The following is a 24,007-nucleotide window of genomic DNA, read 5'->3' as shown; positions in this document are numbered from 1 at the left end:
TTCCGTCAGCCGTTCCAGGCGCGATCCGCGATGTTTACCAATGTGTCGAACACATCAGGCGTCCCCACCACCACACGCCCGCCATCACGGATCATCGCATTGGCATCTTGTAACTCGACCTGTCCGCCAGCCTCTTCGACCAAAAGCTGGCCTGCCAGACAATCCCACGCGTTCATGTGTTCTTCCATGTAACCCAGAAGCCGTCCCGCCGCGACATAGGCAATGGACAAGGCACCACTTGCATTGCGGTGATACATTGCCCCATGGCCGATCAGGTCGGCGATCACCGGGATCACGTTTGTGGCCTCCACTCGGTTCGAATATCCCACCGAGACGGTTCCACTGGACAACGGCGTGCCAGAAGCGACCTGCATCCGGACATCGTTCAAATGCGCGCCCATACCGCGCAGAGCCTTATAGGTTTCGCCGACATTCGGGTCGCGAATAACCCCGAGCTCTGTTCGACCTTTGACCACACCAGCCAAGACGATTGTCCATGACGGGATACCGTTGACGAAATTCGTAGTGCCGTCGATGGGATCGATCACCCAGTCGAACCCGCTGGTTCCCGGCTTGGGATCATGTTCTTCACCGTAAACCCCATCATCCGGCCACGCCTCGGCCAACCGCGCACGGATCAACAGTTCGACATTTCGATCCGCTTCACTGACCCAATCCTGAGTGCCCTTCTGGTCAACGGCAAGATTGCCCCGATCCTTGAAGTACGAAAGCGCCTCATCCCCTGCGTCGTGACACAGGTTGACGGCAAAGAGGTATCGGTCTTGAAACTGGGTCATTCGGTCACTTTTCTATGCGAAATCGTGTTGGAAAGGCTAAAGCCCAACCCCACACATCACAATCCTTAAACCGATAGCCACAGGGCTGATCCGTCGCCTATTCCGCCGCATCCGGTGCAACGTGCTCCATCGACGCCAATTCACCCAGCGTTACGGGCTTCAAAGGTGGCCGGATACGGTAGTACCCGGTCGCGTCAGGCGTTTGTCCGTTGGCGTCAGCCAAAAGCGCTGTCACGGTCAACCCGCAATAGCGGCCCTGACAAGGACCCATGCCGGCGCGGCCAAAGGCCTTGGTCTGGTTCGGACCAAGACACCCAAGTTTGGCGTAGTGGCGAATATCCCCGGCTGTGACCTCTTCACATCGGCAGATCACAGTGCTGTCGGCGGGCAAGAGTGTCTCGGAACAGGGCGGGTAAGCCGCGTCCAGAAAGGGCCGCGCCGCCAATTCGCCGTACAAGGCCGATCGTATCGGTTCGGCCTTTCGATCACGCTCGGCACTGGACAGGCGTCCCAGCTCCTCGGCAACCTTTAACGCTGCCAACCGCCCAGCCAGTTCAGCGGCTCTCGCGCCGCCGATCCCAGCCCCGTCCCCTACAATGAACAGACCAGCGACCGAGTTGCCGCCCCATTGATCCAGCCGTGGCGCAAAACACGCCTGCCCGGCATCCCAGTCATGTACCACCCCAACAGATCGCGCCGCTTGTGTGTTAGGCACAACTCCGTGGTGCAGGAAGACCGTGTTACAAGCGATGCGATGTGACGTGCCACGCGCGGAAAAGGTCACGGCCTTTGCCCGATCGGTGCCTTCGATGCGCAGATTTTGCGCGCCGGTATAGCGCGGAACCCGTGCGCGTGTGATTTCGGCCAGCAGACCAAGGCCCTTCAGCAGATACCGCCAGCCGCGCAGCGCGCCGCCAAGATGTCTCGCCGCACCGATCAGGTCGCGACGGGTCTGGGTCTCGACCATGGCCAAAGGCGGGGTGCCCGCCCGCACCATTTGCGCCGCCAAAAGATAAAGCAGAGGCCCCGATCCGACCAGCACCGCGTTGCGCGCGAGAATTCCCGATTGTTTGAGCAGGATCTGACCGGCACCAGCAGTCATGACACCGGGAAGGGTCCACCCCGGAATAGGCATTGGCCGTTCCAATGCGCCCGTGGCCAATACGATGCGCTCGGCGGTGACCTGCGCACCGCGCCCGTCCTTGGTGTATGAAATGCAGAACCCGTCTTCGATGGCCCAGACAACGGCGCCAGCGACGTGGTCGATCCTATCGTGGCGCAGTCCAGCGGTCAAAGACGCGCCGTCGGTATAGTCCTTTCCAAGGATTCGACCGCGCCCCTTGGGCACCCGGTCGACATCACGGTAAATCTGACCGCCGGCACGGGGTTGCTCGTCCAGCACGGCCACCGTCAGACCCAGATCCGCTGCCATCGCAGCTGCCGCCATTCCCGCCGGACCCGCGCCAATCACCACCAGATCACGCTTGGACATCATCCGCCTCCTGCGCATGAGGCCTATGGATCTGCAAACCCGGTGAGACTTCGATCATACAGGCCTGACGCACCACGCCGTCGATCTCGACCAGACAGTCGAAACACGCCCCCATCATGCAGAACGGCCCACGCGGCGCACCGGAAACGGGCGTGTTGCGGAAGACGTCAATCCCTGCAGCCAGAAGCGCCGCAGCGAGGTTTGCCCCCTCCGGTAGGCGCAGTGGCGCACCATCGAACGTCACCTCTGCGCGTGGCGTGTCGTCCAACTCAAGAAACGGCGAAACGGGCTTCACTGAACACCTCCAGATCGGGCGCGGCATCGGTGCCCTCGAGCCAGTCGGGCAAGACGCGGGCATGCACCGCAGCAAGGGTGATGCCGCTGTGGCATGTGACAAGGAATGCCCCCGGCATTTCGGTGCTTTCCTGATAGATCGGCAGCCCATCCGGCGACAACACGCGCAACGCGCCCCACGACCGGACAAGCTGCGCCTTTGCCAGCGCCGGATAGGCGGCGATCGCTTCGGCGGCGAGGCCCGAAAGCCCCGGTTGCGTTACACGGTCGTCAAAGCCAACCTCTTCGTTGGTCGCTCCGATCTGAATGCCACCTTCGTCCACCTGTCTGGCGATCAGCGATGGGCGGTTGATCAGTTTGGGCAGTTTTTCGGTGATCAGAACCTGCCCGCGCTGCGGGCGGATCGGCGCCTTGAACCCTAGTTTCGGCCCAAGTTGCATGGCCCCCAATCCCGCAGATAGTACCACGCGGTCTGCATCGAGCGTCGTTCCGTCAGCACAGTCGATCCGGAACGCATCGGGTTTGCTGACATCGGTTACAGTCTTGCCCGTCAGGACACGCCCGCCCATGCGCCGCACATCCGCAGCCAACGCCATCAACAGATTAAGCGGATTCGCGTGGCCATCCTGATGGTGCAGGATGGCCCCCACAACCTTGGGTCCGATATGCGGCTCTTCCTTACGCAGGGCGTTGTGGCCCAAGACTTCGAAAGGATAGTCGCCATCCAGCTTCGCCTTCAGCGCCTCGTATTGTGCAACGGTCGCCTGCAGAGTTTCTTCTGAGAAATGCAGATCATACCCGCCTTTCTGCTCCAACGGGACGGCGGTTCCGGTGTTGTCCCCAAGTTCGTTTGCGAAATCTGCCCACATCGCTGCGGAGCGCTGCGACCATTGCGCATAGCGCGGCTGCTTCATGCCCTTGGATTGAACCCAGACCAGACCGAAATTGCCACGACTGGCGCGGAACGACCCGTCGTCACCATCAAGCACGGTGACGGTCCGTCCGCGCCGGAGCAAGCCCCACGCGACCGAAAGGCCGACAACGCCGCCTCCGATGATCGCATAATCTGTGTCCACGGATCCGCCTTGGTTGGATCGGGGCGGCGGCACCGCCCCGACATATGCCGTATCAGTTGCCCGCGGCTGCGATCTTGTCGAGGATCGACTGTCCCCAATCCGCACCCACGTCTTCAAGTACGACAGGCCATACGTCGGTGCGCACTTTCGCGGCCATTGCGGCGAGTTCGTCCTCGCTCAATGCAACCACAGTCGCGCCCAGTTCGTCGACCAACTTCTGTTCGTTGCGGCCCTGATCTGTTTCCGCCACTTCCCAGCGGGTCGCCTCAAAGGCCGCTGCCTGTTCCATGAGTGCTGTCTGATCTTCATCGGACAGTCCCGCAAAGCTCTCGTTTGAGATGATCATGTACCAGACTTCGAAATGTGTGTTGGCTGGAATATAGGTCTTAGTGACGTCTCGGAAAGACGCATAATAGCCTTCAGCACCCGATCCGATGACCCCGTCGACAACGCCGGTCTGCACAGCAGTGAATGCCTCAGAGAACGGGATCGGCGACGGAATGTAACCCAGCGCTTCGCCGGTCAGCTGGAAACTCTTGATCCCCGGCACGCGCACCTTGATGCCATTGGGGTCGACTGAACCTGCGTTCGCATTATCGACATTCAGGGCGATGCCACCGAAATAGACCGGGTATGCGGCCAGCATGGTGATGTCCTGCTCGGCATAAAGCTCGGCCATGACGTCGCGCACAACGCCACCCGGACCATAGACCGTGCGGGCCTGTCCCCAATTGCCAGCCAGATACGGGAACGAGCTGATCTGCATCCGGCGGTCTGCGGCAGTGGCGGCAGGTTGGGTTGCCATGTCGATGGCCCCCACCGAGACGCGCTCCTGCACTGTAGTGTAGTCGCCCAGCGCGGATGCCGGGAAGATCTCGACATTCACATCGCCTCCGGTGGCTTCGGCCACAGCGGCGGAAAAGGCGCGCAGTTCAACGTCGATCGTGGCGTCTTGCGGGCGCACATGGCTCATCTTCAGGTCTTGTGCGCTGGCGTAGCTGCCAACAGCCAAGAGCGCGGCCGTGGCGGTCGTCAGGAATACATGTTTCATTTTGGGTCCTCCAAGTTTGTTTGTCAGGGTTCGGGGTGATCAGGGCGCGACGTCGTACCCGAAGAAGCGCGGCAAAAAGAGCGACAGGTCTGGCCAGAGCGAGGTCAGGAACACCACGGGCACGTAGCCGAAAAGAATGAGTTTCATTGCGGGCGGAATGACCTTGGTGACCTTCACCTTGCCGATGCGCGCGCCCAGATAGAGGATCGACGCATAAGGCGGCGTCACACCGCCCATCGCAGTGTTCACACCCATGATCGCGGCGAATTGCACCGGGCTTACGCCAATGGCGTTCATCAACGGCAGCAGCAACGGAGCAATCAGGATGATCGCGGTCACGTCATTGACCACCATACCCACCAGAAACAGCAGGATGTTGATCATGATCAGCAGCAGCACCTTGTTTTCGGTGATGGAAAAGATGCCTTCGACCAATTGCTGCGGGATGCTTTCGTAGACGAACATCTGGCTCAGGATCATCGAGAACAGGATCATCATCATGATCGCGCCAACGGCTGTTGCAGCTTCCTTGCCCGCCGACAGAAAGTTCTCCCACCTCAGGCCTTTGTAAATCAGAAACCCCACCGGGATCGCATAGATCACAGCCACCGCTGCAGCCTCGGTCGGGGTCATTACACCCCCGTAGATACCGCCAAGGATGATCACGGGCATAAGCAGCGCAGGGAAGGCATGGAAACCACGGCGGGCGACTTCGCCCGAAAGTTCCGAAAACGACGGCTTGTCGTCGAGGATAAGCGGGAATTTCCGCGCCATAATCAGGTTGATGACCGAGAAAGAACACATGATCAGCAGGCCCGGCCCCAGCGTCGCAAGGAAACAGGCAAGGATCGAGGTGTCGGTCACCCAACCATAGACAATCATCGTCACCGAGGGCGGGATCAGCAGCCCAAGGATCGACGAATTGGCGATAAGGGCGGTTGCGTATTCACGCGGATAGCCACGTTTCTCCATCTCGGGGATGAGCAGAGGACCGATGGCCGCGATGCCGGTCAGACCGGAGCCCGAAATCGCGCCGATCACCGCGCAGGACACGGCCGCCACAACCCCCAGACCGCCCCGCACATGGCCGATAAAGGCATTGACGAAGCGCAGCAAAGAGGCCGCAATGCCGCTTTCGGACATGATCGTTCCGGCAAGAACAAACAATGGGATGGCCAGCAGCACCGGGTTGCCCAATTGCTGGAACCCCCAGAGCATCATGCCTTTCATCGTCACGTCGCCGATGAAATACATCACCATCAGCGCCGCGCCAAAGCAGTAAGGAAGCGGCACGCCAAGTGTCAGTGTGATGACCAGAATGGCGATGGCAATGAGCGCGATCTCGATCATGCCGGTTCTCCCGTGCGCAGGCTGCGGATGTGGCGCCACAGGTGCCAAGCGGTGTAGACCATCATCAGTGCCAATCCGGTCAGAAGCGCGATGTCGGAATAAAATGTCGGGATATAAAGCGTCGGGCTTTCGCGCCAAACACGCCAAGCGTACCGCGTATAATCCCAAGCCCACGACAACAGCCACAGCCCGACGATCAGGCTGATCATCTCGCCGACGATCGCCAGAATTGTATGGCCCCGGTCTGTCTTGACGAAGATCTCAAGAACGTTGGCGCGGATATGCGTGTTCTCTCGCGACGCGTTGACAGAGCCCAGAATATACAGCCACAGCGTCGGATAGAGCATCGTCTCTTCCAGCCCCATCACGGGCACCTGCAACACGTAGCGCGTGATCACCTGCACGAATTGGCCCAGCGCCACGATGCAAATCAGCGCTGTCAGCAGATATTTGGCGAATGTATCCATGTATCCCCCTGCACCACACAGTGGTTGTGGATGCTGACGCCATGACACTGGACAGAGGGCATAAAATCAATTTTAAAATATCTTTAAGTTCATCAATTGGATTTATGGTATATGCATCTCACCCTCAGGCAGCTTTCGACCTTTCGCGAGATAATGCGCTCAGGGTCCATCAGTCAGGCCGCACGCAGCGTCGGGCGCACGCAACCCGCAGTTTCAACCATGGTACAGACACTCGAAGACCAACTTGGCTTTGCGCTTTTTGTCAGAACCCATGGCAAGCTGACACCAACACCCGAGGCGCATTTCTTCCTTGAGGAATGCGAGGAAATTCTTGAACGGGTCGAGCGTACAGAACGTACGCTGCAACGGATGAGCTCGTTGCAATCGGGCAAGTTGCAGGTCGCCTGTCACCCTGCGGCATCAAGCGTTTTCCTTCCCACGCTCATGACGCGGTTTCTGAAGGGCCGGGATGATCTCGATGTATCCCTGATCATGCGCTCATCGGATGTGATCGAAGACTTGATTGCCTCGCAGCAATACGATGTCGGGTTTTCGGAAACCCCTGCTCCACGCGCGTCTATTCTGCAGACGGATTACGATCTCGAATGCGTCTGCGTCCTGCCTGCAGACGATCCACTGGCAAAGGCCGAAATCATCACGCCACAAGACCTTGAAGGAAGACCTTTGGCCGTGCTGTTCGATGAACACCGCACAGCGGTTCAGACCGAAGCCGCGTTTCGCACCGCCGGATGCAGGTTCAACAAACGGCTGGAGCTGCGCACCTTCCTGCCCGGCTTGCAATTCGTGGCGGCGGGCGTTTGCGTGATGATCTGCGACATGATTACCGCCTACAGCCATCTCCTGACCGCACCGGAACACGCCCGGCTGTCGATCCGACGCTTCCGGCCAAGGATCATGAACAGCGTGTCCATCCTGACACCGGGCTATGCCACCCAGTCGATGGCCGCACACGCCTTCATCACCGACCTTGCCGGCGCGGTTGACCAGATGCAGGCCGATATCTCTGACGCGTTGACACGTCGGTGACATCACCCGCCGGGCTTTTGCCGCTCGTCTTGCAGATTTAGGCTCGGACCTTCCGCGCAGGTCAGGCCTTGCGCACAAAGATGGCCTTCGCCGAATACTGGCACATACGCGAAGTGTTACACCATAAAACACGGCCCGTCCGAGCATGGCTGGACGGGTAAACCATGCAGCTATGCTGCGCCTCGACCTCGACACCAAAGGCGCGTGCAATCAGACAATCAAAGCCTCGGTCGCACCAATGATATCCTGGCGGGTCACGCCATCTGCGCATTCAACGAGGCTCAGACCGTTTACGGTCACATCAAGCACACCAAGGTTGGTGATAATCCGGTCGACCACGCCCTTGCCGGTCAGAGGCAACGTGCAGTCCCTCAGAACTTTGCTCTCGCCATGCTTGTTCGTGTGATCCATCACGACGATCACCCGGCCCACACCGGCCACCAAGTCCATTGCGCCGCCCATGCCTTTGACCAGCTTGCCGGGGATCATCCAATTGGCAAGATCGCCACGTTCCGACACTTCCATCGCCCCTAGGATCGCAGCAGCGATCTTGCCGCCCCGGATCATGCCAAAGCTGGTCGCACTGTCGAAATACGAAGTGCGGTTCAACTCGGTGATGGTCTGTTTGCCAGCGTTGATCAGATCGGCGTCTTCCTCTCCTTCAAAGGGGAACGGCCCCATACCCAGCATGCCGTTTTCGGACTGCAAGGTGATGTCCTTGTCGCCGACATAGTTTGCCACCAGCGTCGGAATCCCGATACCAAGATTCACATACATACCGTCTTCGAGTTCCTGTGCCGCGCGGGCGGCCATCTGGTTGCGATCCCACCCTTTGATTGAACTGGGCATTACGCACTCTCCTTTTGGCGAACGGTCCGTTGTTCGATGCGTTTCTCGTGCGGACCTTGGATGATCCGATGCACGTAGATGCCCGGCAGATGGATGAGGTCAGGATCAATCGAACCGCGCGGCACGATTTCCTCGACCTCGGCCACGCAGACCTTGCCGCACATCGCGGCGGGCGGGTTAAAGTTTCGCGCCGTCTTGCGGAAGATCAGGTTGCCGGTGTCATCGGCTTTCCATGCCTTGATGATCGACAGATCGGCAAAGATACCTTCTTCCATGATGTAGGTCTCACCATTGAAATCGCGGTGATCCTTGCCTTCAGCAATCACGGTTCCGACGCCTGTCTTGGTATAAAAACCGGGAATGCCCGCACCACCGGCACGCATCCGTTCAGCCAAGGTGCCTTGCGGATTGAACTCAAGCTCCAACTCGCCGGACAGGTACTGGCGCATGAATTCCGCATTTTCGCCCACGTAAGACGATATCATTTTCTTGATCTGTCGGGTGGCAAGCAGTTTGCCCAAACCGAAATCATCCACCCCAGCGTTGTTTGATGCCACGGTCAAATCCTTGACACCGCTGGCCACCAGCGCGTCAATCAACAGTTCCGGGATGCCACACAGGCCAAAACCTCCGGCAGCGATCAGCATGCCATCCTGCAAGAGGCCATCGAGCGCCTCTGATGCGGACCCATAAACCTTTTTCATGCGGCTTGTCCTTGTGTTGTGGTCTCGGGCGTCCGCAGCCCGAGGATGCGGCGCGCCTCTTGCCAGGTCGCGACCGGGCGGTTGTTCTTTTCACAGATGTCGACAGTCCGGCGCACCAGCGCGGCGTTGCTTGCAGCAAGCGTGTCGCGGTCAAGGCGCACGTTGTCCTCAAGACCCGTACGCGCATGGCCTCCTGCGGCAATGGCCCATTCGTTGAGCGTCAGCTGGTTCGCCCCGATCCCGGCAGCGCACCACGCGGTGTCGTCACCGAACAAACGTTTCACCGTATGAATATAATAGTCGAACACGTCCCGATCGACCGGCATCGCGTTCTTCACCCCCATCACGAATTGGATATACGGCGTTCCAGAAAGCTGACCTTTGTCGGCCATATCCTTGGCCTTGAGGATGTGGCTCAGATCGAAGGCCTCAATCTCGGGTTTGACATCGTAACTCAGCATCTCCGAAGCCAGCCAATCGACAAGGTCTGGCGGGTTCTCGTAAACGCGGGTTGGAAAATTGTTGGACCCGACCGAAAGCGATGCCATGTCCGGCCGCAACGGCAACATCCCTCCACGTGTCTGTCCTGCACCGGAACGGCCTCCGGTCGAGAACTGGATAATCATGCCGGGGCAATGCTTTTCGATCCCGTCCTTGAGCGCCGCGAATTTCTCGGGGTCCGAGGACGGGGTTTCATCGTCATTGCGCACGTGGGCGTGCACGATGGTTGCTCCAGCCTCGAACGCCTCGTGGGTCGATTCCACCTGTTCCGACACGGTGATCGGAACAGCCGGGTTGTTGGCCTTGGTCGGTAAACTGCCGGCGATGGCCACGCAAATGATACAGGGGTTATTCATGGTGTCTTTCCGCTGTGCCACACCGAATGTCTCGGCTCGGCGTAATCAGTGATCTTTCAGGAATGCGCAGCTGCGTGGGCAGGTGCTTTTTTACTGGCTCATTGCTTCAAGCGCCTGACGTTCATCCTCCGAGAAGAACATCCACGCCGCGTCGGACGTTTTGTGCTTCTTGCATCCCGGACAGGGGTTTCCTTCATTCTTGCACATGGTTCCTCCTCCCGTGCAGTGGTGACTATCAGGCAGCCTTGGCGGCCGTTGTCGGCATCTTGTCGAGAGCAGCGACAAAGAACGGCCGGAAGCCGTCGGGATGCTCGCTCATCGGAAAGTGCCCAAGCTGGTCCATCACGGCGAGTGTCGCTCCCGGAATGGCATCTGCCGTACGTTTCGCGTCCTCGGGCGTACAGGTCAGGTCATAAGCACCAACAATCAGGTGAACTGGCGTGGCCCCCGTATCAATCGTCGGCAGGCGCGGGATCAGGCTGTCATCCTTGGTGTAGAAACTCAGATCGCCACGAAACACGCCTGGACCGCTTTGCATGAACATCCAAAGGGTGTTCCAACGCTCAGCATTGGGCGCATAGGGCGAGATATTGGCCGACACCAAGGCTGCTCCCATCTCTCCGCCATGGGCGTCGGGACGGTGGAACCAGTCAATGTCATACCACGCGGGCTGGAAATCCGATGCCTCGATGGCAATGAAGCCGCTGAACTTGTGACCATGCAGCGCCGCGAGTTGCAGCGCAATGCGCCCACCCATGGAACAGCCTGCCAAGACCGGGCGATCCAGTCCAAGCCCATCAATGACCGCCAGCACGGTTTCGATGTAGGCCTCGGTGGTCAGCAAATATTCTTCGGTCTCGAACCCTTCGGGCGGCAGCGATTTGCCGTGCCAGGGCATGTCGAAGGCGATCAGGCGGTTGGACGCGGTGATCTCGGCATCGTTCAGCAGGTGACGCCATTGGCGCGTATCGGCCCCGGCGGTGTGCAGACACAGCACCGGACGGCCCTGCCCGGCCTCTTCGAAATAGATGCGACGTGGTGCGCCGCCGATGGTGACGGTCAGGTAACGACCTGTGATTGGTTCAATGCTCATGCGGCCAACTCTTGTCTGGTGCGGGCAAGGCCAAGCACCTCTTTGAAAAAACGCAGATTTTTGACGAGGCTCAGAATATCGCCGTCGATCCGACCACGCCCAATCTTCACCAATCCAAAAACGTCGTGGAAACCCGGCTCGGGTCGTGCCTGCCAGAATTTCTCAAGCGCCTCGGCATCCGTGCGCAAGGCAAACTGCCACGGTGTCTTGCGGCTTGGTCCTTCGGCAACCGAAATGATGCGACCTTTTTCAAAGGTCAGGTAAAATTCGTGTCCATCCACGTCGATCAGGACGGTCTCTGAAAACAGACGCCCCAGCCGCAATAGATGCGGTGTCGCATCGAGTGTGGATTGGATGTTCTTGAAGATGTCGATCACCTGAGCCTCCCTTGCGGTGCTATGCTCCACAATAGCTGCCACGGGCGACGGGGTGCGGGCCATGCCACGCAGGGTATGGGTCAATACTCTGAGAACCCTGCGTCAGTCGCCAGCCCAAACGCGCCGCGACCGAACCCTACACGTTGCGGTATCACCCGATACCGCCCAAGGCATTGGGCTGAGCGACAGTTTCGAGGAAGTCTGGTGGTCGATGAGGGACGGTGGAGCGCCCCTTGCAAAAACCACAGACTGCCAGGAGGAGGATTTACCCATGGGCATCGTCAACCAAGACAACATCACCGACGTCGTGATCGCGAGCCTCGGCAAGCATGGCGACATCACTGACCGTGAGCGCGAAATCGCAACCGGCCTGATCAAGCACCTGCACGCCTTCATCAAAGACGTGAAACTTCAACACAGCGAATTTCTGGCCGCCTGCGACTACCTCGCGCGTGCTGGCAAGCTGTGCAACGAAAACCGCCAGGAGTTCATCCTGCTTGGAGACATCCTCGGCGTCGAGGTTCTGGTCGACATGATGACCAACCCGATTGAAGGCAACGAGAGCGAATCCACCGTGCTTGGCCCGTTCTACCGTGAGAACCCGCCGGTTCTGCCCAAAGGCGCCTCGACCATTCAAAAGCACTACGACAACGAAGAAACCGCGTATTTCGAAGGCTACATCAAGGACGAACACGGCAACGGCATCGCCGGTGTGACGCTCGATGTCTGGGAAGACGCGCCGAACGGCATCTACGAGAACCTCGACCCCGACCAGCCTGAATACAACCTGCGCGGCCGGTTCGAGACCGACGAGAACGGCCACTATGCCTTTGTCGCCGTGCGCCCCGTGCCCTACCCGATCCCCGACGATGAAACCGCCGGTGAGCTGCTGCGCTTCATGGGCCATCACCCAAACCGCCCGGGTCACATGCACTTTATTATCTCGAAAGACGGATACCGCCCGCTGATCAGCCAGATCTACGACGCCGACAGCGCATGGCTTGAAGATGACAGCGTGTTCGCCGTCAAGGAAAGCCTGATCGGCAAGTTCAAACCCGCAGCTGCCGATCTGGGCACCGACCTGCATTTCGAGTTTGACTTCACACTCAAGGCACAAGCCGCAGTTCAGGCTGTCGCCGCTGAGTGAGCAACCACGACCTCCCTGTTGACTGGCCCCCCTTTACGGGGGGCTTTTTTTGTCTCGCGCGATCACTTAGCGTGGGCCACCGGCGTAAGGGTTAAAGATGAATTTCAAACAACTGACCTATTTCATCGCTGTGGCCGAAGAACTGCATTTCGGTCGCGCGGCGGAACGGCTCGACATGGCACAGCCGCCGCTCAGTCGCCAGATCAAGCAGCTTGAAGAAGAACTAGGTGCGATCCTTTTCAACCGCGGTCGCAGCGCAATCTCGTTGACACAAGCCGGCGAACGCCTGCTGGCGCGCGGCAAAACCATCGTGTCTCAGCTTGAGGATACAAAGCTGGAAGTACGGCGATTGGGGCAAGGCGCAGAAGGACGGTTGCGCATTGGCTTCGTTGGATCTGCGACCTTCGGGATATTGCCGAACATCATCCGGTCCTATCGCGCAAATTACCCCGAGGTGAACCTAAGCCTGATCCCCATGAATAACGCCGATTTGCACCGCGCTTTGGTGTCCCGCGAATTGGACGTCGTCTTTGCCCGCCCGACCCTGAAAGACCCCGAATTTCTGTCAAAGCACCTGATCGAGGAAAAGCTGATCCTCGCGTTGCCGGACATTGTCGATACGGGTTCGCGCACCGTGGCCAAGCTGGAACGGCTGATGACGCACAACCTGATCCTCTACCCCGAACGCCCACGGCCCAGCTATGCCGACATGGTTCTCAAAGCGGTCGAAGATGCCGGATTTCAGGCCCCCATGCGGATTTGGTGCATGGACCTGCAAACCGCGCTGAGCCTTGTCGCTGTTGGCGAAGGGGTGTGCATCGTACCTGAATCGGTGTCGAATGCGCCACGCAAGGGCATGAAATTTCTCAAGATCGACCCAGAAATAGCGCGGACGGAATTGTCGCTGAATTACCGTCTCGATGAACAGGGTGTGCATGTGAAGCACTTTGTCAGCATCGCCCAAAAAGTGGCGCGCAAGACGTTCTGAACACGCCTTGCACACTTGATAACATGCCGCCCGACGGACGTGCTGCTATCGGTCAGACCCCCAGCCAGGTATGCTGCGCGTCTTCGTCTGCCTTGATGTCGTCCGCACTGCCGGTCCAGACGATCTGACCCTTTCCAACCACCACCACATCATCGGCCAGCGACGTGGCAAAGCCGAAGTTCTGCTCAACGATGATCATCGACAGGCCTTCAGCCTTTAAGTCCTGAAGCTTGTCATGGATCAGTTTGACAATGATCGGGGCAAGACCTTCGGTTGGCTCGTCCAGGATCAAAAGCTTTGGGTTCATCAACAGCCCGCGCGCGATGGCAAGCATCTGCTGTTCACCACCCGAGAGTTGCGTACCGCCATTGTCCATCCGCTCTCCCAGACGCGGAAATAGATCCAACACCCGCTCCATCGTCCAGTCGGCCCCGGCTCCGCCAAACCGCTTGGCCGCGATTTCAAGGTTCTCGCGCACTGTCAGCGACGGAAAGATGTCCCGCGTTTCAGGCACATAGGCGATCCCGCTCTTGGCGATGTCGAAAGGCTGGCCGACCATCGGTTTGCCGTTGAACAGGATTTCCCCGGACTTGAGCGGCAAGAGCCCCATGATCGTCTTCAGCGTTGTGGATTTGCCCGCACCATTGCGGCCAAGAATGGCCAAGACCCGACCCGCCTGCGCCTCAAGCGACAGCCCGTAAAGAACTTGCGTTTCACCGTAGCCCGATTCAATTGCGTTCAGTTCAAGCATCTTCCCAGCTCCCCAAATAGATTTCCTTGAGCAACTTCGATCCGCGTGCTGCTTCGGGCAGGCCATCGAACACCACTTCGCCGTAGTTCAGAACGGTGATCGTGTCGGCCACGTCAAAGGCAAGGTCCATGTCGTGTTCGATGATCAGCATGGTCAGATCGCGCGGCAGGTTGTTCAAAAGGTCATGAAACCCCTTGGACATTTCCGGCCCGACACCGCTCGTGGGTTCGTCCATCAGCAGCACCAAAGGCCGTGTAGCCAAAGCAACGCCAACCTCAAGCTGACGCCGGACGCCATAGCTGATCTCGGACACCTTAGCGTGAATGTAGGGCATGAGGTTCACTTGGTTTGCCACCTCGTCCACGATCTCGCGGACTTCGGGTTTGGCTAGGCTGTCGGACCAAAGTTGGGTCGCGTGGCCGGTGTGAACCGCCGCTGCCAACCCAAGGTTTTCCTCGACCGTCAAACCGTCGAACAGCGTGTTCTTCTGGTAGCTGCGCGACAGACCCCGACGGGCGCGTTTGGCAACTGGCAACGCGGTGACGTCTTCGCCCGCCAGATGGACCGACCCGCTGTCCGGGGTGAGTTCGCCGACAAGCTGGTTGAACAGCGTTGTCTTGCCCGCCCCGTTCGGTCCAAGGATCACCCGGCGTTCGCCGCGTTCCAGTTTCAACGACACGTTTCGCGTGACGTGGACGGCGCCAAAGCTCTTGTCCAGATTGCGTGTCTCAAGCATCGGTCAGCACCTCCTCGGATTGCTGTTTGCGCGTGGCATCGGCCATGCGGCGTTCGATCCGGTCGCCCCAGCGGGACTCAAACCAGCCAAAGACCCCGTTGGCACGGCTCATGACGACGGCGATTAGAATGACCCCGACGACAAGATGCCAATAGGTGGTGACCGCACTTAGTTCGTGCTTGAGCACCACAAAGGCCGCAGCCCCCACGAGCGGGCCGACAAGCGTGCCCAGACCGCCAAGGATCACAACGACCAGCGCCTCACCCGACACAGTCCAGCTGAGCAGACCCGGCGAAATGTAAAGGATGTGCTGTGCCGCCAAAGCGCCCGCCAAACCGGCGATCATACCGGAGAGACCGAACACATCCGCTTTGACCCTCCAGACGGTCAGACCAAGCGCGCGCATCCGCTGTTCATTGTGCATGACACCCGACAACGAGCGACCCAGACCGGACCGCAGGATCAGGACCGATGCGACGTAGATCGCCGCCAGAAGGGCAAGACAAAACAGCGCAAAGCTGCGGCTGTCATTCAGGTCCACGCCGATAAAGCTCAGATCAAGCCGAGAGATGCCACCCAACCCGTCATCACCGCCAAAGATTGGCGCCTCGAAAACGTAGGAATAGGCCATCTGCCCAAAGGCCAGGGTTGCCATGATGAAATAGATGCCGTGGCTGCGCGAACAGATCGCACCAATCACCCAAGCGGCGACCCCGGTCAGCGCAATGGAGCCTGCCATTGCCACCGGCGGCGCGATGCCCGCCTTGGTCGACAGAATGGCGTAGGTATAAGCCCCTACCCCCATCAGCGCACCATGACAGAGCGAAACCATGCCGCCAAATCCCGCGACGATGTCCAATGCCAGAACCAGCATGGCGAGGATCAGGATCTCGGTCAGGATTTCCAAACCGAAATATTCGGCAGTCAGCGCCTGAAACAGCGCGCCGGCGGCAAGCAGCGCCAGCACGGCATAGCGAAGTGCATTATGTCGAAACATCGGGTTATCCTTTCGCCGGGAACAGGCCCACCGGCTTGATCACAAGGACCGCAGCCAACAGGGCGTAGATGAGAACAGACGCCAATTGCGGCGCCAGAACTGCGCCGAAAGTCTGAACGAAGCCATAGATCAGCGACCCTGAAACCGCGCCTTTCAGTGACCCAAGCCCGCCGATCACGATGACGATCAGCGTGGGGATCAGGATTTGCAGCCCCATATCGGGGGTTACGCTCAAGAGCGGTGCAGCAACTGCGCCCGCCAGCCCAGCCAGCGCACAGCCAAAACAAAAGACCATGAAGAACAAGCGTTCGACATTGATGCCAAGACAGGCCGCCATCGCATCATTGTCGACGCCCGCGCGGATCATTGCACCGATCTGGGTACGCGCCAGAACAAACGCCAGCGCGGCAAAGATCGCGAGGCCCAGAGCGATGATGAACAGCCGGTAGGTTGGATACTCGACACCCAGAAACGCCAGTCGCCCGTCCAGCAAGGCAGGCACTTCGATGCCCAGCGCAAGGTCGCCCCAGAAGATGCGTGTCAGATCGAGCATTGCAAAGATCAGCCCGAAGGTGACCAGAACCTGCGCCATTGGACCGGACTTGCGCATCCGCTTGATCAGACCGGAATACAGCAGGACGCCGACACCAGCCACTGCAACGGGCGCCAGAAAGAACCCCATCCAGTAGCCACCGACTGCCGCCAGCGAGGCTGCAAAATATGCACCCAGTGCATATAGAGAGCCATGCGCGAGGTTCACGAAATGCATCAGCCCGAAGATGACCGTCAGGCCGATAGAAAGTAGAAACAGAAGCATGGACAATTGCAGTGCGTTCAATGCCTGAAGTGTCCAGAAGCCAAGATCATGTGCCACGAAAGGCCCTCCTCGGAATAAAGAACCCGGCCTCGAAAAGAAGGCCGGGTCCGCAGGATCAGTTGGAGACAGGCGCCATTTCACAGCCATTGACCGGATCGGCCTCGGCAGGCAATTGGGCCAGAACCTTTTGGGTCAGGGTGTCTTCCCCAGCGACCGTTTCGTAGACATAGATCGGCTGAATGACGTTGTTCGTCGCCGGGTCGATCGACAGCGTGCCGCGCGGGCCTTCAAACTTCACGTTGCGCAGCGCGTTTGCCAGCGATGCACGATCAGATGCGCCTGTTTTCGTGGCTTCGATCAACGCACGTGCCGCATCATATCCCTGAACTGCGAATTCTGAAGGCACACGACCGTTTGCCGCTGTGAACGCGTCCGCAAATACTGCGTTGGCCGTGCTGTCAATGGTCGGCACGTAATGCAGTGCAGTGATCACACCTTCTGCCGCCGGGCCTTCGGCATTGACGTAAAGCGGTGATGTCAGGAAGCCGGAGCCATAGAGTGGCAGTTCAGCCTTCAGACCAAAGCTGTCGTACTGTTTGACAAAGGAAATCGCTTCGCCACCCGCATAGAACACATAAACCGCATCCGCACCGCTTGCCTTGGCTTGGGCAAGGTACGGGCCGAAATCCTGTGTCTTTTGGAACGGGGTGAACTCTTGTCCGACCACTTCGCCGCCAGCCGCGGTAAAGCTTGCGGTGAAGGCGTCGATCATCTGGTGGCCTGCCGCATAGTCAGGGGCAAGCGTATAGACCTTGCCGATGCCCTGCTCGTGCATCCAGGTGCCCATCGGACGATTGACCTGACTGTTCGAGAACGACATGCGCGTGATGAACGGCGAACAATCGGCCCCGGTCGCTTCGTCATTGCCCGCGTTGGCCACGATCAGCGGCACGCCCGCACCGTGTACCATGTCGCGCACTGCGCCAAGCACGCCAGAGCTGACGATCCCGGCGATGACATCGACATCATCCTGAAGGATCAGCTTCTTGGCTTTGCCCAGAGCGACCGGCGGTTTGACTTCGGTGTCTTCACGGATGATTTCGAACGTGGCGTCGGTCTCGTCGCCGAATTGTTCGAGGGCGAGATTGAAGCCCGCCTCAATCTCGTTGCCAAGGGCTGCATAGACGCCCGAGAAAGGAAGCAGCAGCCCGACTTTGATGTCTTCGGCAGCAGCAGGCATAGCAAAGCTGGTGGCAAGCCCAAGGGCCGCCAGTGTCGCGCGTTTCATTGTGGTATTCCTCCAGTTGTGTTTCAGACCCCTCCTCAGGGCCTATCCAAGATCGCCCCCACCAACCGGCACAGTCACACCGGTGATGTATGAGGCATCGTCCGACGCAAGGAACAGGATCGGTCCTGCTTGCTCGTCGAGCGTTCCGTAACGTTTCATGAATGAGGATTGGATCGTCTGATCGACGATGGTCTGATACCAATCCTCGCGCTGCTCCTCCGCAGCGTTGGGGTTGCGCGGTGTCACGCGCGGCGGCGCTTCGGTGCCGCCGGGGGCTGTGGCCACTACGCGAATGCCGCGCTCGGCCACTTCCCAAGCAAGGCTTGCAGTGATCGCGTTCACCCCACCCTTGGCCGCCGCATAGGGCACACGGTTCAGCCCGCGCGTTGCGATGGACGACACGTTGACGATCACCCCGCTTTCGCGCGGCAGCATCCGTTCGATGGCAGCGCGGCAGCAGTAGAGCGTCGGAAACAGCGACCGGCTTATTTCGGCTTCGATCTGCTTCGGCTGGTAATGCTCGAACGGTTTGGCCCAGATCGTGCCGCCCACGTTGTTGATCAGGATGTCGATCCGCCCCCACAGATCGACGGCCTTTTGCATGGCCTTGTCGCAGCCTGCCCATGTCTCGAGGTTGACCGAAATTGCCTGTGCCATCCCACCGGCTGCGCGGATGGCCTTCACCACCTCATTCCGCGCAGGCGAGCGATCCACGATCAGCACATTTGCGCCTTCGGATGCGGCCCGTTCCGCGACGCGGCGGCCAATCCCTTGGGCGGCGCCGGTCACGACCATCACCTTATCGTCGAAACGGCGTGTCATGCCGCGACAGCCTCGGCTTCGGTCGGGTTGAATTTCTCGAAGTAGAAATTCGCAGGCTCCACACCCAGCTTGGCAAAATGCGCGCGCACAGCATCCACCATCGGCGGCGGGCCGCACAGGTACACATCGCAATTGCCGTCGTTCAGGTCTTCGGCTGTGACGTGGTCAGTCACGAAACCCTTACGCTCATTCGCATCTTCTTCTGCCGCAAGGATCGTGATGACAGTGACAGTGCCAATTTTCTCGGCAAGCGCGTTAACGCGGTTCAGCTCCACAAGATCGGCGGCGCGGGTCACAGCGTAATACAGCGTGATCGGGTGATCCGACCCCTGCTCTGCCACCTGTTCCAGCATCGACAGGAACGGTGCGAGGCCCGTGCCACCGGCCAGCCAAAGCTGCGGGCGATCGACAGGTCTCAGGTAGAACGCGCCCATCGGCCCGGTCAGAGTAACAGCATCACCCGGCTGGGCACGATCACCCAAATAGCTGCTCATCACGCCACCCGGCAGGTTGCGGATGAGGAACGTCGCCTCATCAGCGCCGGGCGCGGATGAGAAGGAATAAGAGCGGTGCGATGCGGTGCCCGGAACGGTGACGTTCACATATTGGCCCGGCAGAAAGCCCAAGGACTTCGCCATCTTCACCCGAAGGCCAAAGGATGTCTCGGACAGGCGGTCAACGCCCAGCACTTCGCCTTCGACGGCTTCAGGCGCTGTTTTGCAGATGGCAGAGGATGCCGGAACCCGCAGCACGCAATCGCTTTCCGGGATCATCTGGCAGGTGAGGACATAACCCGCTTCGGCTTCCTCGTCGCTCATGGACTCGTCCATGTAGAATTCCAGCTCGTACTCGCCCTTCTCGGCGAAACACTTGCAGGTGCCGCAGACACCATCGCGGCAATCCATTGGCAGGTTGATCTTCTGGCGGAAGGCGGCATCTGTCACCTTCTCGTCGTCATCGCACTGGATGACGCGCGTGACGCCATCTTCGAAATTCAGGGCAACGTTGTAGGTCGTCATGGCATGCTCCTCCCTTGGCCGCGCACCCTGCCTTGGGTGCGCGGAAGTCTTTTCCCTCCCGAAAGGCCGGGATCAGATGTGGTAGACGTCGATCACGTGATGAATGTGGTCGTTCTTGAGAACCACCTTCTTGTCGGTGATCAGCGGTTTGGGTCCGCTGGTGTCGATCGTGTAGAACGACGTGCCCCAGTGCTGGTCCGTCTTGGAATAGCGATAGCTTAGCGTCTGCCAGTTGAAGCGCAGCTTGATCTCGCTGCCCTCGCGGCTCAGCACTTCGATCCCAGACAGGTAATGATTGGTGCGGGGTTCGGGCAGCGACGTGGCCGAAGACCGATCTGTCTTGATCCTAAACACGCGGTCCTCGATCCCCTGCTTGTTCGGGTAGAACATCAGGGACATCTCGTTCTGCGGGTCTTCGGTCAGGGTGTCGTAGTCGTCCCAGGCTGGCATCCAGAACGGGCAGTCCTTGTGATAGAAGGTCAGCCACGTGTCCCAATCGCGGTCATCCAGTGCCCGCACCTCGGCAAAGAGGAAAGCCTGGAGTTCTTCGAAGCCCATTGCGGGCGCGGTTTCGGGGCGCTCAAGCGTTGCAATGCTCATTGTCGTTCCTCCTCATTCGGCCGCGACAGCGGCTTTCGGGGCCGTTTCGCGTTCTTTGGCGATGGCGGCGTTCATGCGCTCCGACCAGTTGGTGTGCTGGATGACGAACAGGCCTTCATCCTCGGTGCGGGCGCCGGACAGAAGCGGGTTGATGCCCAATGCCTTAGCGTCCTCATCCGGACCTTCGATCCACTGGGTCGCCCCACGGGTCAGGTCGTTCCACTTGGCATGTGCCGAACCGGCATAACCACGCTGAGTTGCCCGGAATTCCTCGGTGTCGTCCGGCGTCGCCATGCCGCTCGCATTGAAGAAATCTTCGTACTGGCGAATGCGGCGGGCGCGGGCTTCCTGGCTCTCGCCCTTGGGGGCGACGCAGTAGATCGTCACTTCGGTCTGATCGACGCTGATCGGACGGAACACACGGATCTGGCTGCTGAACTGGTCCATCAGGAAGACGTTGGGGTAAAGGCACAGGTTGCGCAGCACACCGACCATCCAATCGGCTTTGGTCTTGCCGTACTGCTCGGTCCATTCCTCAAGACGCGGATAGTTCGGGCGGTTGGTCGGGTCGGCCCATTCGGTCCAGAGCAGGATGTGGCCATTGTCATAGGCATGGAACCCGCCGCGCTGCTTGGCCCATTTGGACGCGTCAGTCGCCTTGATGTCGTCTTCCTTGCCATCGTCGGTGCGGTGCGCTGTGGTGGCAACGTAGTTCCAGTGAACGGCGGACACGTGATAGCCATCCGCGCCGTTCTCGGCCTGAAGCTTCCAGTTGCCGTCGTAGGTGTAGGTGGACGAGCCGCGCAGCACTTCCAGACCCTCGTCCGCCTGATCGACGATCATGTCGATCATGTGCTTGGCTTCCCCCAGATACTCTTCCAGCGGCTTTACATCGGCGCTCAGCGATCCGAACAGGAACCCACGGTAGTTTTCGAACCGCGCGACCTTGGTCAGGTCATGGCTGCCATCCTTGTTGAACTGCTCGGGGTAGCCTGCGCCCTTGGGGTCTTTGACCTTGAGCAGCTTGCCGGTGTTGGAAAAGGTCCAGCCGTGGAACGGGCAGGTAAAAGTCTTCTGGTTGCGACGCTTGAAGCGGCAGAGCTGCGCACCGCGATGCGAACAGGCATTGACCAGCGCGTTCAGTTCGCCGTCCTTGTCACGGGTGATGACAACGGGTGTGCGACCCATGGTCAGGGTAAAGTAATCGCCCGGCTCCGGGATCTGGCTTTCATGCGCCATGTAAATCCAGTTGCCTTCGAACACGTGCTTGATCTCAAGTTCGAAAAGGTCTTCGTCGGTAAAGATGTCCCGGCGGCAGCGGAACACACCGTTTTCGGGATCGTCCTGAATGGCACCATCAAGGCGAGCCTCGAACTCATCGAGATTGGATTGGGTGAACATCGGTCGTCCTCCTCCTGACTGCCGCGACGCGTTCTGTTGACGTCTTGGCTGGGTTAGTTGTCGTGTTGCGGGTTATTCGCCCGCAACGGCTGTGATGGTTCTGCCGGCGTCGCGGCGGAAGAATGCGATCTTGTCGGGATCAAGGGCCGCGCCGATGCCGACCCCTTTGGGGATCTCGACACAGAAATCGCGATAGATGATGGGCTCGGCCAGAATTTCGTCGGTGAGCAGCAAGGGACCAAAGAACTCAGTGCCCCAGCCCAGTGTCTCGACCGTTGCAAAAAGTTGCAGCGCTGCCGCGGTGCCCAAGCCAGTTTCAAGCATGGTGCCACCGTAAAGGCCCAGACCTGCTGCTTCGGCGATGGCGATGACTTCCGAAGCCCGCTTGAGACCACCCGATTGCGCCACTTTCACCGCGAACACATCGGCGGCATTTGCTTTGGCCACGGACAGCGCGTCTTCTGGGCCGTTCAGCGCCTCGTCCGCCATCACGGCGATCTCATACCCGCCAGTCAATTCCGCCATCGCCCGGCGATAACGCGCCGGAACCGGCTGTTCGACCAGTTCGCAGCCTGCATCCTGAAGCCCCTTGAGACCCCAGCGCGCGTCCTGCAACGACCAGGCAGTGTTCACATCGACCCGCACACTGGCAGCCTCACCGACAGCCTGCTTGATCCGGGCCACATGGGCCACGTCTTCGCGCACCGACCGCTTGCCGATTTTCAGTTTGAAGATGTTGTGACGGCGGGTTTCGATCATCTGCAGCGCTTCGGCGATATCCGTTTCGGAATTGCCCGAAGCCAATGTCCACGCGACCGGCAGACGTTCATGTACCGCGCCACCGAAAAGCTGCGCCACAGACACGCCAAGGCGCTTGCCCAGACCGTCCCAAAGCGCGATTTCTACAGCGGTCTTGGCAATGCGGTTGCCCTTGACCAACTTGTCGATCAGTTGGGTCGCACCGTTCACGTTGTCGGCGTCACGGCCAATCAAAGCCGGAGCGATATAGGTGTCGATTGCCAGCTTGATGCCTTCGGGGCTTTCCGGGCCATAGCTCAGACCACCGATGGTGGTGCCTTCGCCGATCCCTTCTGACCCGTCAGAGAATTTGACGAGAACCAGAACGGCGATCTGCGTGCGCATCGTTGCCATCGACAGCACATGTCCCCGGATGGTCGGGATATCGAGGATCATGGTTTCGATCTGGTCGATCTTGGTCACGGGAGTGTTCCACATTTTGTCGTTTCGTTGAGATGCAGATTGCCCATGCGGAACCGTTTCTGTCGATGATGGCCCGGATCTTGGGTGATACCCTGAGGACGCATCCGGGGTAGCTGCAGCCTTTCGCATGTCAGAAAGAACAGCCACCGCAGGCACCGGTCATGTGCACAGCGCATGTTGGAGGGTCGCGGCAGTTTGAACGGGCCCGCTCCGCCTACGGGATATCGTGGCCCCCGGCATGCAACGTATGTTGCAGGATCGCGACGCGGTTGTCCGGCCCGGCTGCAGCACAAACTTTGTCAAACGTCAGCGCGCGCACCGGCTAGCGATCAGGTCTTGTCCACTCAGGCAGTAGGCGGGCTTGCCTGTTGGTACAGTTCAAGTGGCAAGCCGTCAGGATCGGCAAAGAACGTGAACTTGCGATCAGTATAGGGATCGATCCGGATATCCTCGACAGCAACGCCCTGCGCTTCGAGAATCCGCTTGACCGCAGCGACATCGTCTACGGCAAAGGCAAGGTGGCGCAGGCCCTGTGCCTCGGGGCGCGATGGGCGCACAGGGGCGTCCGGAAATGAGAAGAGTTCGATCTGTGTGCCGTCCGGCAGCGCCAGATCAAGCTTCCACGACTGCCTGTCCGCTCTGAAGTTCTCGGCAAGCACGGTCAGCCCCAGCGTTTCGGTATAGAATGCCCGGGACCGTTGGTAGTCCGAACAGATAACAGCCACATGGTGTAATCCGCGAAAAGGCCCCATCGGTTGTGTTCCTT

26 protein-coding genes are annotated in these 24,007 nt (G+C 59.3%); 3 read left to right on the top strand and 23 right to left on the bottom strand.

All coding sequences use genetic code 11. The annotated features are described in order from the left end of the window. Nucleotides 1-5: 5 nt before the first annotated feature. The 7 genes from MCRY_RS06420 to MCRY_RS06390 all read right to left on the bottom strand — a co-directional run bounded on the left by MCRY_RS06420 (nt 6) and on the right by MCRY_RS06390 (nt 6,527). Nucleotides 6-797 (bottom strand): inositol monophosphatase family protein, encoded by a 792-nt coding sequence (locus MCRY_RS06420; RefSeq protein WP_085628661.1) that lies wholly within the window; start codon nt 795-797, stop codon nt 6-8. A gap of 97 nt (nt 798-894) precedes the next feature. Next, entirely contained in the window at nt 895-2,289 is a 1,395-nt protein-coding gene (locus MCRY_RS06415; protein ID WP_085628660.1) for an FAD/NAD(P)-dependent oxidoreductase, read from the bottom strand. Beyond that, the gene (locus MCRY_RS06410) at nt 2,276-2,584 is read right to left on the bottom strand and encodes a (2Fe-2S)-binding protein (protein ID WP_138487904.1); all 309 of its coding nucleotides are present in this window, start codon (nt 2,582-2,584) and stop codon (nt 2,276-2,278) included. Before MCRY_RS06410 ends, MCRY_RS06415 begins: the two co-directional genes overlap by 14 nt. Further along, complete coding sequence (locus tag MCRY_RS06405) at nt 2,559-3,659, bottom strand: NAD(P)/FAD-dependent oxidoreductase (protein WP_085628659.1); 1,101 nt, start codon at nt 3,657-3,659, stop codon at nt 2,559-2,561. Before MCRY_RS06405 ends, MCRY_RS06410 begins: the two co-directional genes overlap by 26 nt. 52 nt (nt 3,660-3,711) lie before the next feature. Continuing rightward, complete coding sequence (gene dctP, locus MCRY_RS06400; protein WP_085628658.1) at nt 3,712-4,710, bottom strand: TRAP transporter substrate-binding protein DctP; 999 nt, start codon at nt 4,708-4,710, stop codon at nt 3,712-3,714. A 39-nt stretch (nt 4,711-4,749) separates the two neighbouring features. Next, on the bottom strand, nt 4,750-6,060 hold the full coding sequence (locus MCRY_RS06395; RefSeq protein WP_085628657.1) for a TRAP transporter large permease: 1,311 nt from the start codon (nt 6,058-6,060) through the stop codon (nt 4,750-4,752). Then, nucleotides 6,057-6,527, bottom strand: a complete 471-nt coding sequence (locus MCRY_RS06390) for a TRAP transporter small permease (protein ID WP_085628656.1) — start codon at nt 6,525-6,527, stop codon at nt 6,057-6,059. Before MCRY_RS06390 ends, MCRY_RS06395 begins: the two co-directional genes overlap by 4 nt. 111 nt (nt 6,528-6,638) lie before the next feature. On the opposite strand from MCRY_RS06390, the gene MCRY_RS06385 reads away from it, so the two are divergent. After that, nucleotides 6,639-7,574, top strand: a complete 936-nt coding sequence (locus tag MCRY_RS06385; protein ID WP_085628655.1) for a LysR family transcriptional regulator — start codon at nt 6,639-6,641, stop codon at nt 7,572-7,574. 210 nt (nt 7,575-7,784) lie between these two features. On the opposite strand, the gene MCRY_RS06380 is transcribed toward MCRY_RS06385, so the two are convergent. The 5 genes from MCRY_RS06380 to MCRY_RS06360 all read right to left on the bottom strand — a co-directional run bounded on the left by MCRY_RS06380 (nt 7,785) and on the right by MCRY_RS06360 (nt 11,454). Beyond that, nucleotides 7,785-8,423 (bottom strand): 3-oxoacid CoA-transferase subunit B, encoded by a 639-nt coding sequence (locus tag MCRY_RS06380; RefSeq protein WP_085628654.1) that lies wholly within the window; start codon nt 8,421-8,423, stop codon nt 7,785-7,787. Continuing rightward, nucleotides 8,423-9,127 (bottom strand): CoA transferase subunit A, encoded by a 705-nt coding sequence (locus MCRY_RS06375; protein WP_085628653.1) that lies wholly within the window; start codon nt 9,125-9,127, stop codon nt 8,423-8,425. Before MCRY_RS06375 ends, MCRY_RS06380 begins: the two co-directional genes overlap by 1 nt. Continuing rightward, nucleotides 9,124-9,984: a 3-oxoadipate:acetyl-CoA acetyltransferase gene (locus MCRY_RS06370; RefSeq protein ID WP_085628652.1), complete on the bottom strand. Its 861-nt coding sequence runs from the start codon at nt 9,982-9,984 to the stop codon at nt 9,124-9,126. The genes MCRY_RS06375 and MCRY_RS06370 overlap by 4 nt, the downstream gene beginning before the upstream one ends. Nucleotides 9,985-10,219: 235 nt before the next feature. Then, nucleotides 10,220-11,077, bottom strand: a complete 858-nt coding sequence (locus MCRY_RS06365) for an alpha/beta fold hydrolase (protein WP_085628651.1) — start codon at nt 11,075-11,077, stop codon at nt 10,220-10,222. After that, nucleotides 11,074-11,454: a hypothetical protein gene (locus MCRY_RS06360; protein ID WP_085628650.1), complete on the bottom strand. Its 381-nt coding sequence runs from the start codon at nt 11,452-11,454 to the stop codon at nt 11,074-11,076. The genes MCRY_RS06365 and MCRY_RS06360 overlap by 4 nt, the downstream gene beginning before the upstream one ends. 271 nt (nt 11,455-11,725) lie before the next feature. Here MCRY_RS06360 and MCRY_RS06355 point away from each other — a divergent pair, with 271 nt between their 5' ends. Further along, nucleotides 11,726-12,601, top strand: a complete 876-nt coding sequence (locus MCRY_RS06355; RefSeq protein WP_085628649.1) for a dioxygenase family protein — start codon at nt 11,726-11,728, stop codon at nt 12,599-12,601. A 97-nt stretch (nt 12,602-12,698) separates the two neighbouring features. Further along, entirely contained in the window at nt 12,699-13,589 is an 891-nt protein-coding gene (locus MCRY_RS06350) for a LysR family transcriptional regulator (RefSeq protein WP_085628648.1), read from the top strand. Between the two features lie 52 nt (nt 13,590-13,641). On the opposite strand, the gene MCRY_RS06345 is transcribed toward MCRY_RS06350, so the two are convergent. From MCRY_RS06345 to gloA2, 11 genes are all read right to left on the bottom strand, one after another. Then, the gene (locus tag MCRY_RS06345) at nt 13,642-14,340 is read right to left on the bottom strand and encodes an ABC transporter ATP-binding protein (RefSeq protein ID WP_085628647.1); all 699 of its coding nucleotides are present in this window, start codon (nt 14,338-14,340) and stop codon (nt 13,642-13,644) included. After that, complete coding sequence (locus MCRY_RS06340; protein ID WP_085628646.1) at nt 14,333-15,076, bottom strand: ABC transporter ATP-binding protein; 744 nt, start codon at nt 15,074-15,076, stop codon at nt 14,333-14,335. Before MCRY_RS06340 ends, MCRY_RS06345 begins: the two co-directional genes overlap by 8 nt. After that, nucleotides 15,069-16,073, bottom strand: a complete 1,005-nt coding sequence (locus tag MCRY_RS06335) for a branched-chain amino acid ABC transporter permease (RefSeq protein ID WP_085628645.1) — start codon at nt 16,071-16,073, stop codon at nt 15,069-15,071. Before MCRY_RS06335 ends, MCRY_RS06340 begins: the two co-directional genes overlap by 8 nt. 4 nt (nt 16,074-16,077) lie before the next feature. Then, nucleotides 16,078-16,947: a branched-chain amino acid ABC transporter permease gene (locus MCRY_RS06330; protein ID WP_085628644.1), complete on the bottom strand. Its 870-nt coding sequence runs from the start codon at nt 16,945-16,947 to the stop codon at nt 16,078-16,080. Between the two features lie 58 nt (nt 16,948-17,005). Then, nucleotides 17,006-18,178 carry an ABC transporter substrate-binding protein gene (locus tag MCRY_RS06325; protein WP_085628643.1) on the bottom strand — a complete coding sequence of 391 codons (1,173 nt, stop codon included), beginning with the start codon at nt 18,176-18,178 and terminating at the stop codon, nt 17,006-17,008. A 42-nt stretch (nt 18,179-18,220) separates the two neighbouring features. After that, nucleotides 18,221-19,000, bottom strand: coding sequence for a benzoate diol dehydrogenase BenD (gene benD, locus MCRY_RS06320; RefSeq protein WP_085628642.1), 780 nt, complete (start codon nt 18,998-19,000; stop codon nt 18,221-18,223). After that, entirely contained in the window at nt 18,997-20,019 is a 1,023-nt protein-coding gene (gene benC, locus MCRY_RS06315; protein ID WP_085628641.1) for a benzoate 1,2-dioxygenase electron transfer component BenC, read from the bottom strand. The genes benD and benC overlap by 4 nt, the downstream gene beginning before the upstream one ends. 72 nt (nt 20,020-20,091) lie before the next feature. Then, a complete protein-coding gene (gene benB, locus MCRY_RS06310; RefSeq protein WP_085628640.1) occupies nt 20,092-20,619 on the bottom strand; it encodes a benzoate 1,2-dioxygenase small subunit in 528 nt (175 codons plus the stop codon). Between the two features lie 12 nt (nt 20,620-20,631). Next, nucleotides 20,632-22,020, bottom strand: a complete 1,389-nt coding sequence (benA, locus tag MCRY_RS06305) for a benzoate 1,2-dioxygenase large subunit (RefSeq protein ID WP_085628639.1) — start codon at nt 22,018-22,020, stop codon at nt 20,632-20,634. A 72-nt stretch (nt 22,021-22,092) separates the two neighbouring features. Next, the gene (locus tag MCRY_RS06300) at nt 22,093-23,241 is read right to left on the bottom strand and encodes a muconate cycloisomerase family protein (protein ID WP_280523422.1); all 1,149 of its coding nucleotides are present in this window, start codon (nt 23,239-23,241) and stop codon (nt 22,093-22,095) included. Between the two features lie 344 nt (nt 23,242-23,585). Continuing rightward, entirely contained in the window at nt 23,586-23,993 is a 408-nt protein-coding gene (gene gloA2, locus MCRY_RS06295; RefSeq protein ID WP_085628637.1) for an SMU1112c/YaeR family gloxylase I-like metalloprotein, read from the bottom strand. Nucleotides 23,994-24,007: the final 14 nt, after the last annotated feature.

This window comes from Marivita cryptomonadis (assembly GCF_002115725.1).
GTDB classification, from domain to species: Bacteria; Pseudomonadota; Alphaproteobacteria; order Rhodobacterales; family Rhodobacteraceae; genus Marivita; species Marivita cryptomonadis.
The sequence above is the reverse complement of the archived record's forward strand: the minus strand, read 5'-3'. Positions and strand labels throughout refer to the sequence as shown.

What these genes read in the sequence shown, in the direction of transcription:
- MCRY_RS06370 (WP_085628652.1), bottom strand. Translation starts at nt 9,984, where the DNA reads ATGAATAACCCCTGTATCATTTGCGTGGCCATCGCCGGCAGTTTACCG.
- MCRY_RS06385 (WP_085628655.1), top strand. Translation starts at nt 6,639, where the DNA reads ATGCATCTCACCCTCAGGCAGCTTTCGACCTTTCGCGAGATAATGCGC.
- MCRY_RS06365 (WP_085628651.1), bottom strand. Translation starts at nt 11,077, where the DNA reads ATGAGCATTGAACCAATCACAGGTCGTTACCTGACCGTCACCATCGGC.
- benA (WP_085628639.1), bottom strand. Translation starts at nt 22,020, where the DNA reads ATGTTCACCCAATCCAATCTCGATGAGTTCGAGGCTCGCCTTGATGGT.
- benB (WP_085628640.1), bottom strand. Translation starts at nt 20,619, where the DNA reads ATGAGCATTGCAACGCTTGAGCGCCCCGAAACCGCGCCCGCAATGGGC.
- benD (WP_085628642.1), bottom strand. Translation starts at nt 19,000, where the DNA reads ATGACACGCCGTTTCGACGATAAGGTGATGGTCGTGACCGGCGCCGCC.
- gloA2 (WP_085628637.1), bottom strand. Translation starts at nt 23,993, where the DNA reads ATGGGGCCTTTTCGCGGATTACACCATGTGGCTGTTATCTGTTCGGAC.
- MCRY_RS06390 (WP_085628656.1), bottom strand. Translation starts at nt 6,527, where the DNA reads ATGGATACATTCGCCAAATATCTGCTGACAGCGCTGATTTGCATCGTG.
- MCRY_RS06395 (WP_085628657.1), bottom strand. Translation starts at nt 6,060, where the DNA reads ATGATCGAGATCGCGCTCATTGCCATCGCCATTCTGGTCATCACACTG.
- dctP (WP_085628658.1), bottom strand. Translation starts at nt 4,710, where the DNA reads ATGAAACATGTATTCCTGACGACCGCCACGGCCGCGCTCTTGGCTGTT.
- MCRY_RS06380 (WP_085628654.1), bottom strand. Translation starts at nt 8,423, where the DNA reads ATGCCCAGTTCAATCAAAGGGTGGGATCGCAACCAGATGGCCGCCCGC.
- MCRY_RS06335 (WP_085628645.1), bottom strand. Translation starts at nt 16,073, where the DNA reads ATGTTTCGACATAATGCACTTCGCTATGCCGTGCTGGCGCTGCTTGCC.
- MCRY_RS06415 (WP_085628660.1), bottom strand. Translation starts at nt 2,289, where the DNA reads ATGTCCAAGCGTGATCTGGTGGTGATTGGCGCGGGTCCGGCGGGAATG.
- MCRY_RS06325 (WP_085628643.1), bottom strand. Translation starts at nt 18,178, where the DNA reads ATGAAACGCGCGACACTGGCGGCCCTTGGGCTTGCCACCAGCTTTGCT.
- MCRY_RS06345 (WP_085628647.1), bottom strand. Translation starts at nt 14,340, where the DNA reads ATGCTTGAACTGAACGCAATTGAATCGGGCTACGGTGAAACGCAAGTT.
- MCRY_RS06355 (WP_085628649.1), top strand. Translation starts at nt 11,726, where the DNA reads ATGGGCATCGTCAACCAAGACAACATCACCGACGTCGTGATCGCGAGC.
- MCRY_RS06350 (WP_085628648.1), top strand. Translation starts at nt 12,699, where the DNA reads ATGAATTTCAAACAACTGACCTATTTCATCGCTGTGGCCGAAGAACTG.
- MCRY_RS06375 (WP_085628653.1), bottom strand. Translation starts at nt 9,127, where the DNA reads ATGAAAAAGGTTTATGGGTCCGCATCAGAGGCGCTCGATGGCCTCTTG.
- MCRY_RS06340 (WP_085628646.1), bottom strand. Translation starts at nt 15,076, where the DNA reads ATGCTTGAGACACGCAATCTGGACAAGAGCTTTGGCGCCGTCCACGTC.
- MCRY_RS06420 (WP_085628661.1), bottom strand. Translation starts at nt 797, where the DNA reads ATGACCCAGTTTCAAGACCGATACCTCTTTGCCGTCAACCTGTGTCAC.
- benC (WP_085628641.1), bottom strand. Translation starts at nt 20,019, where the DNA reads ATGACGACCTACAACGTTGCCCTGAATTTCGAAGATGGCGTCACGCGC.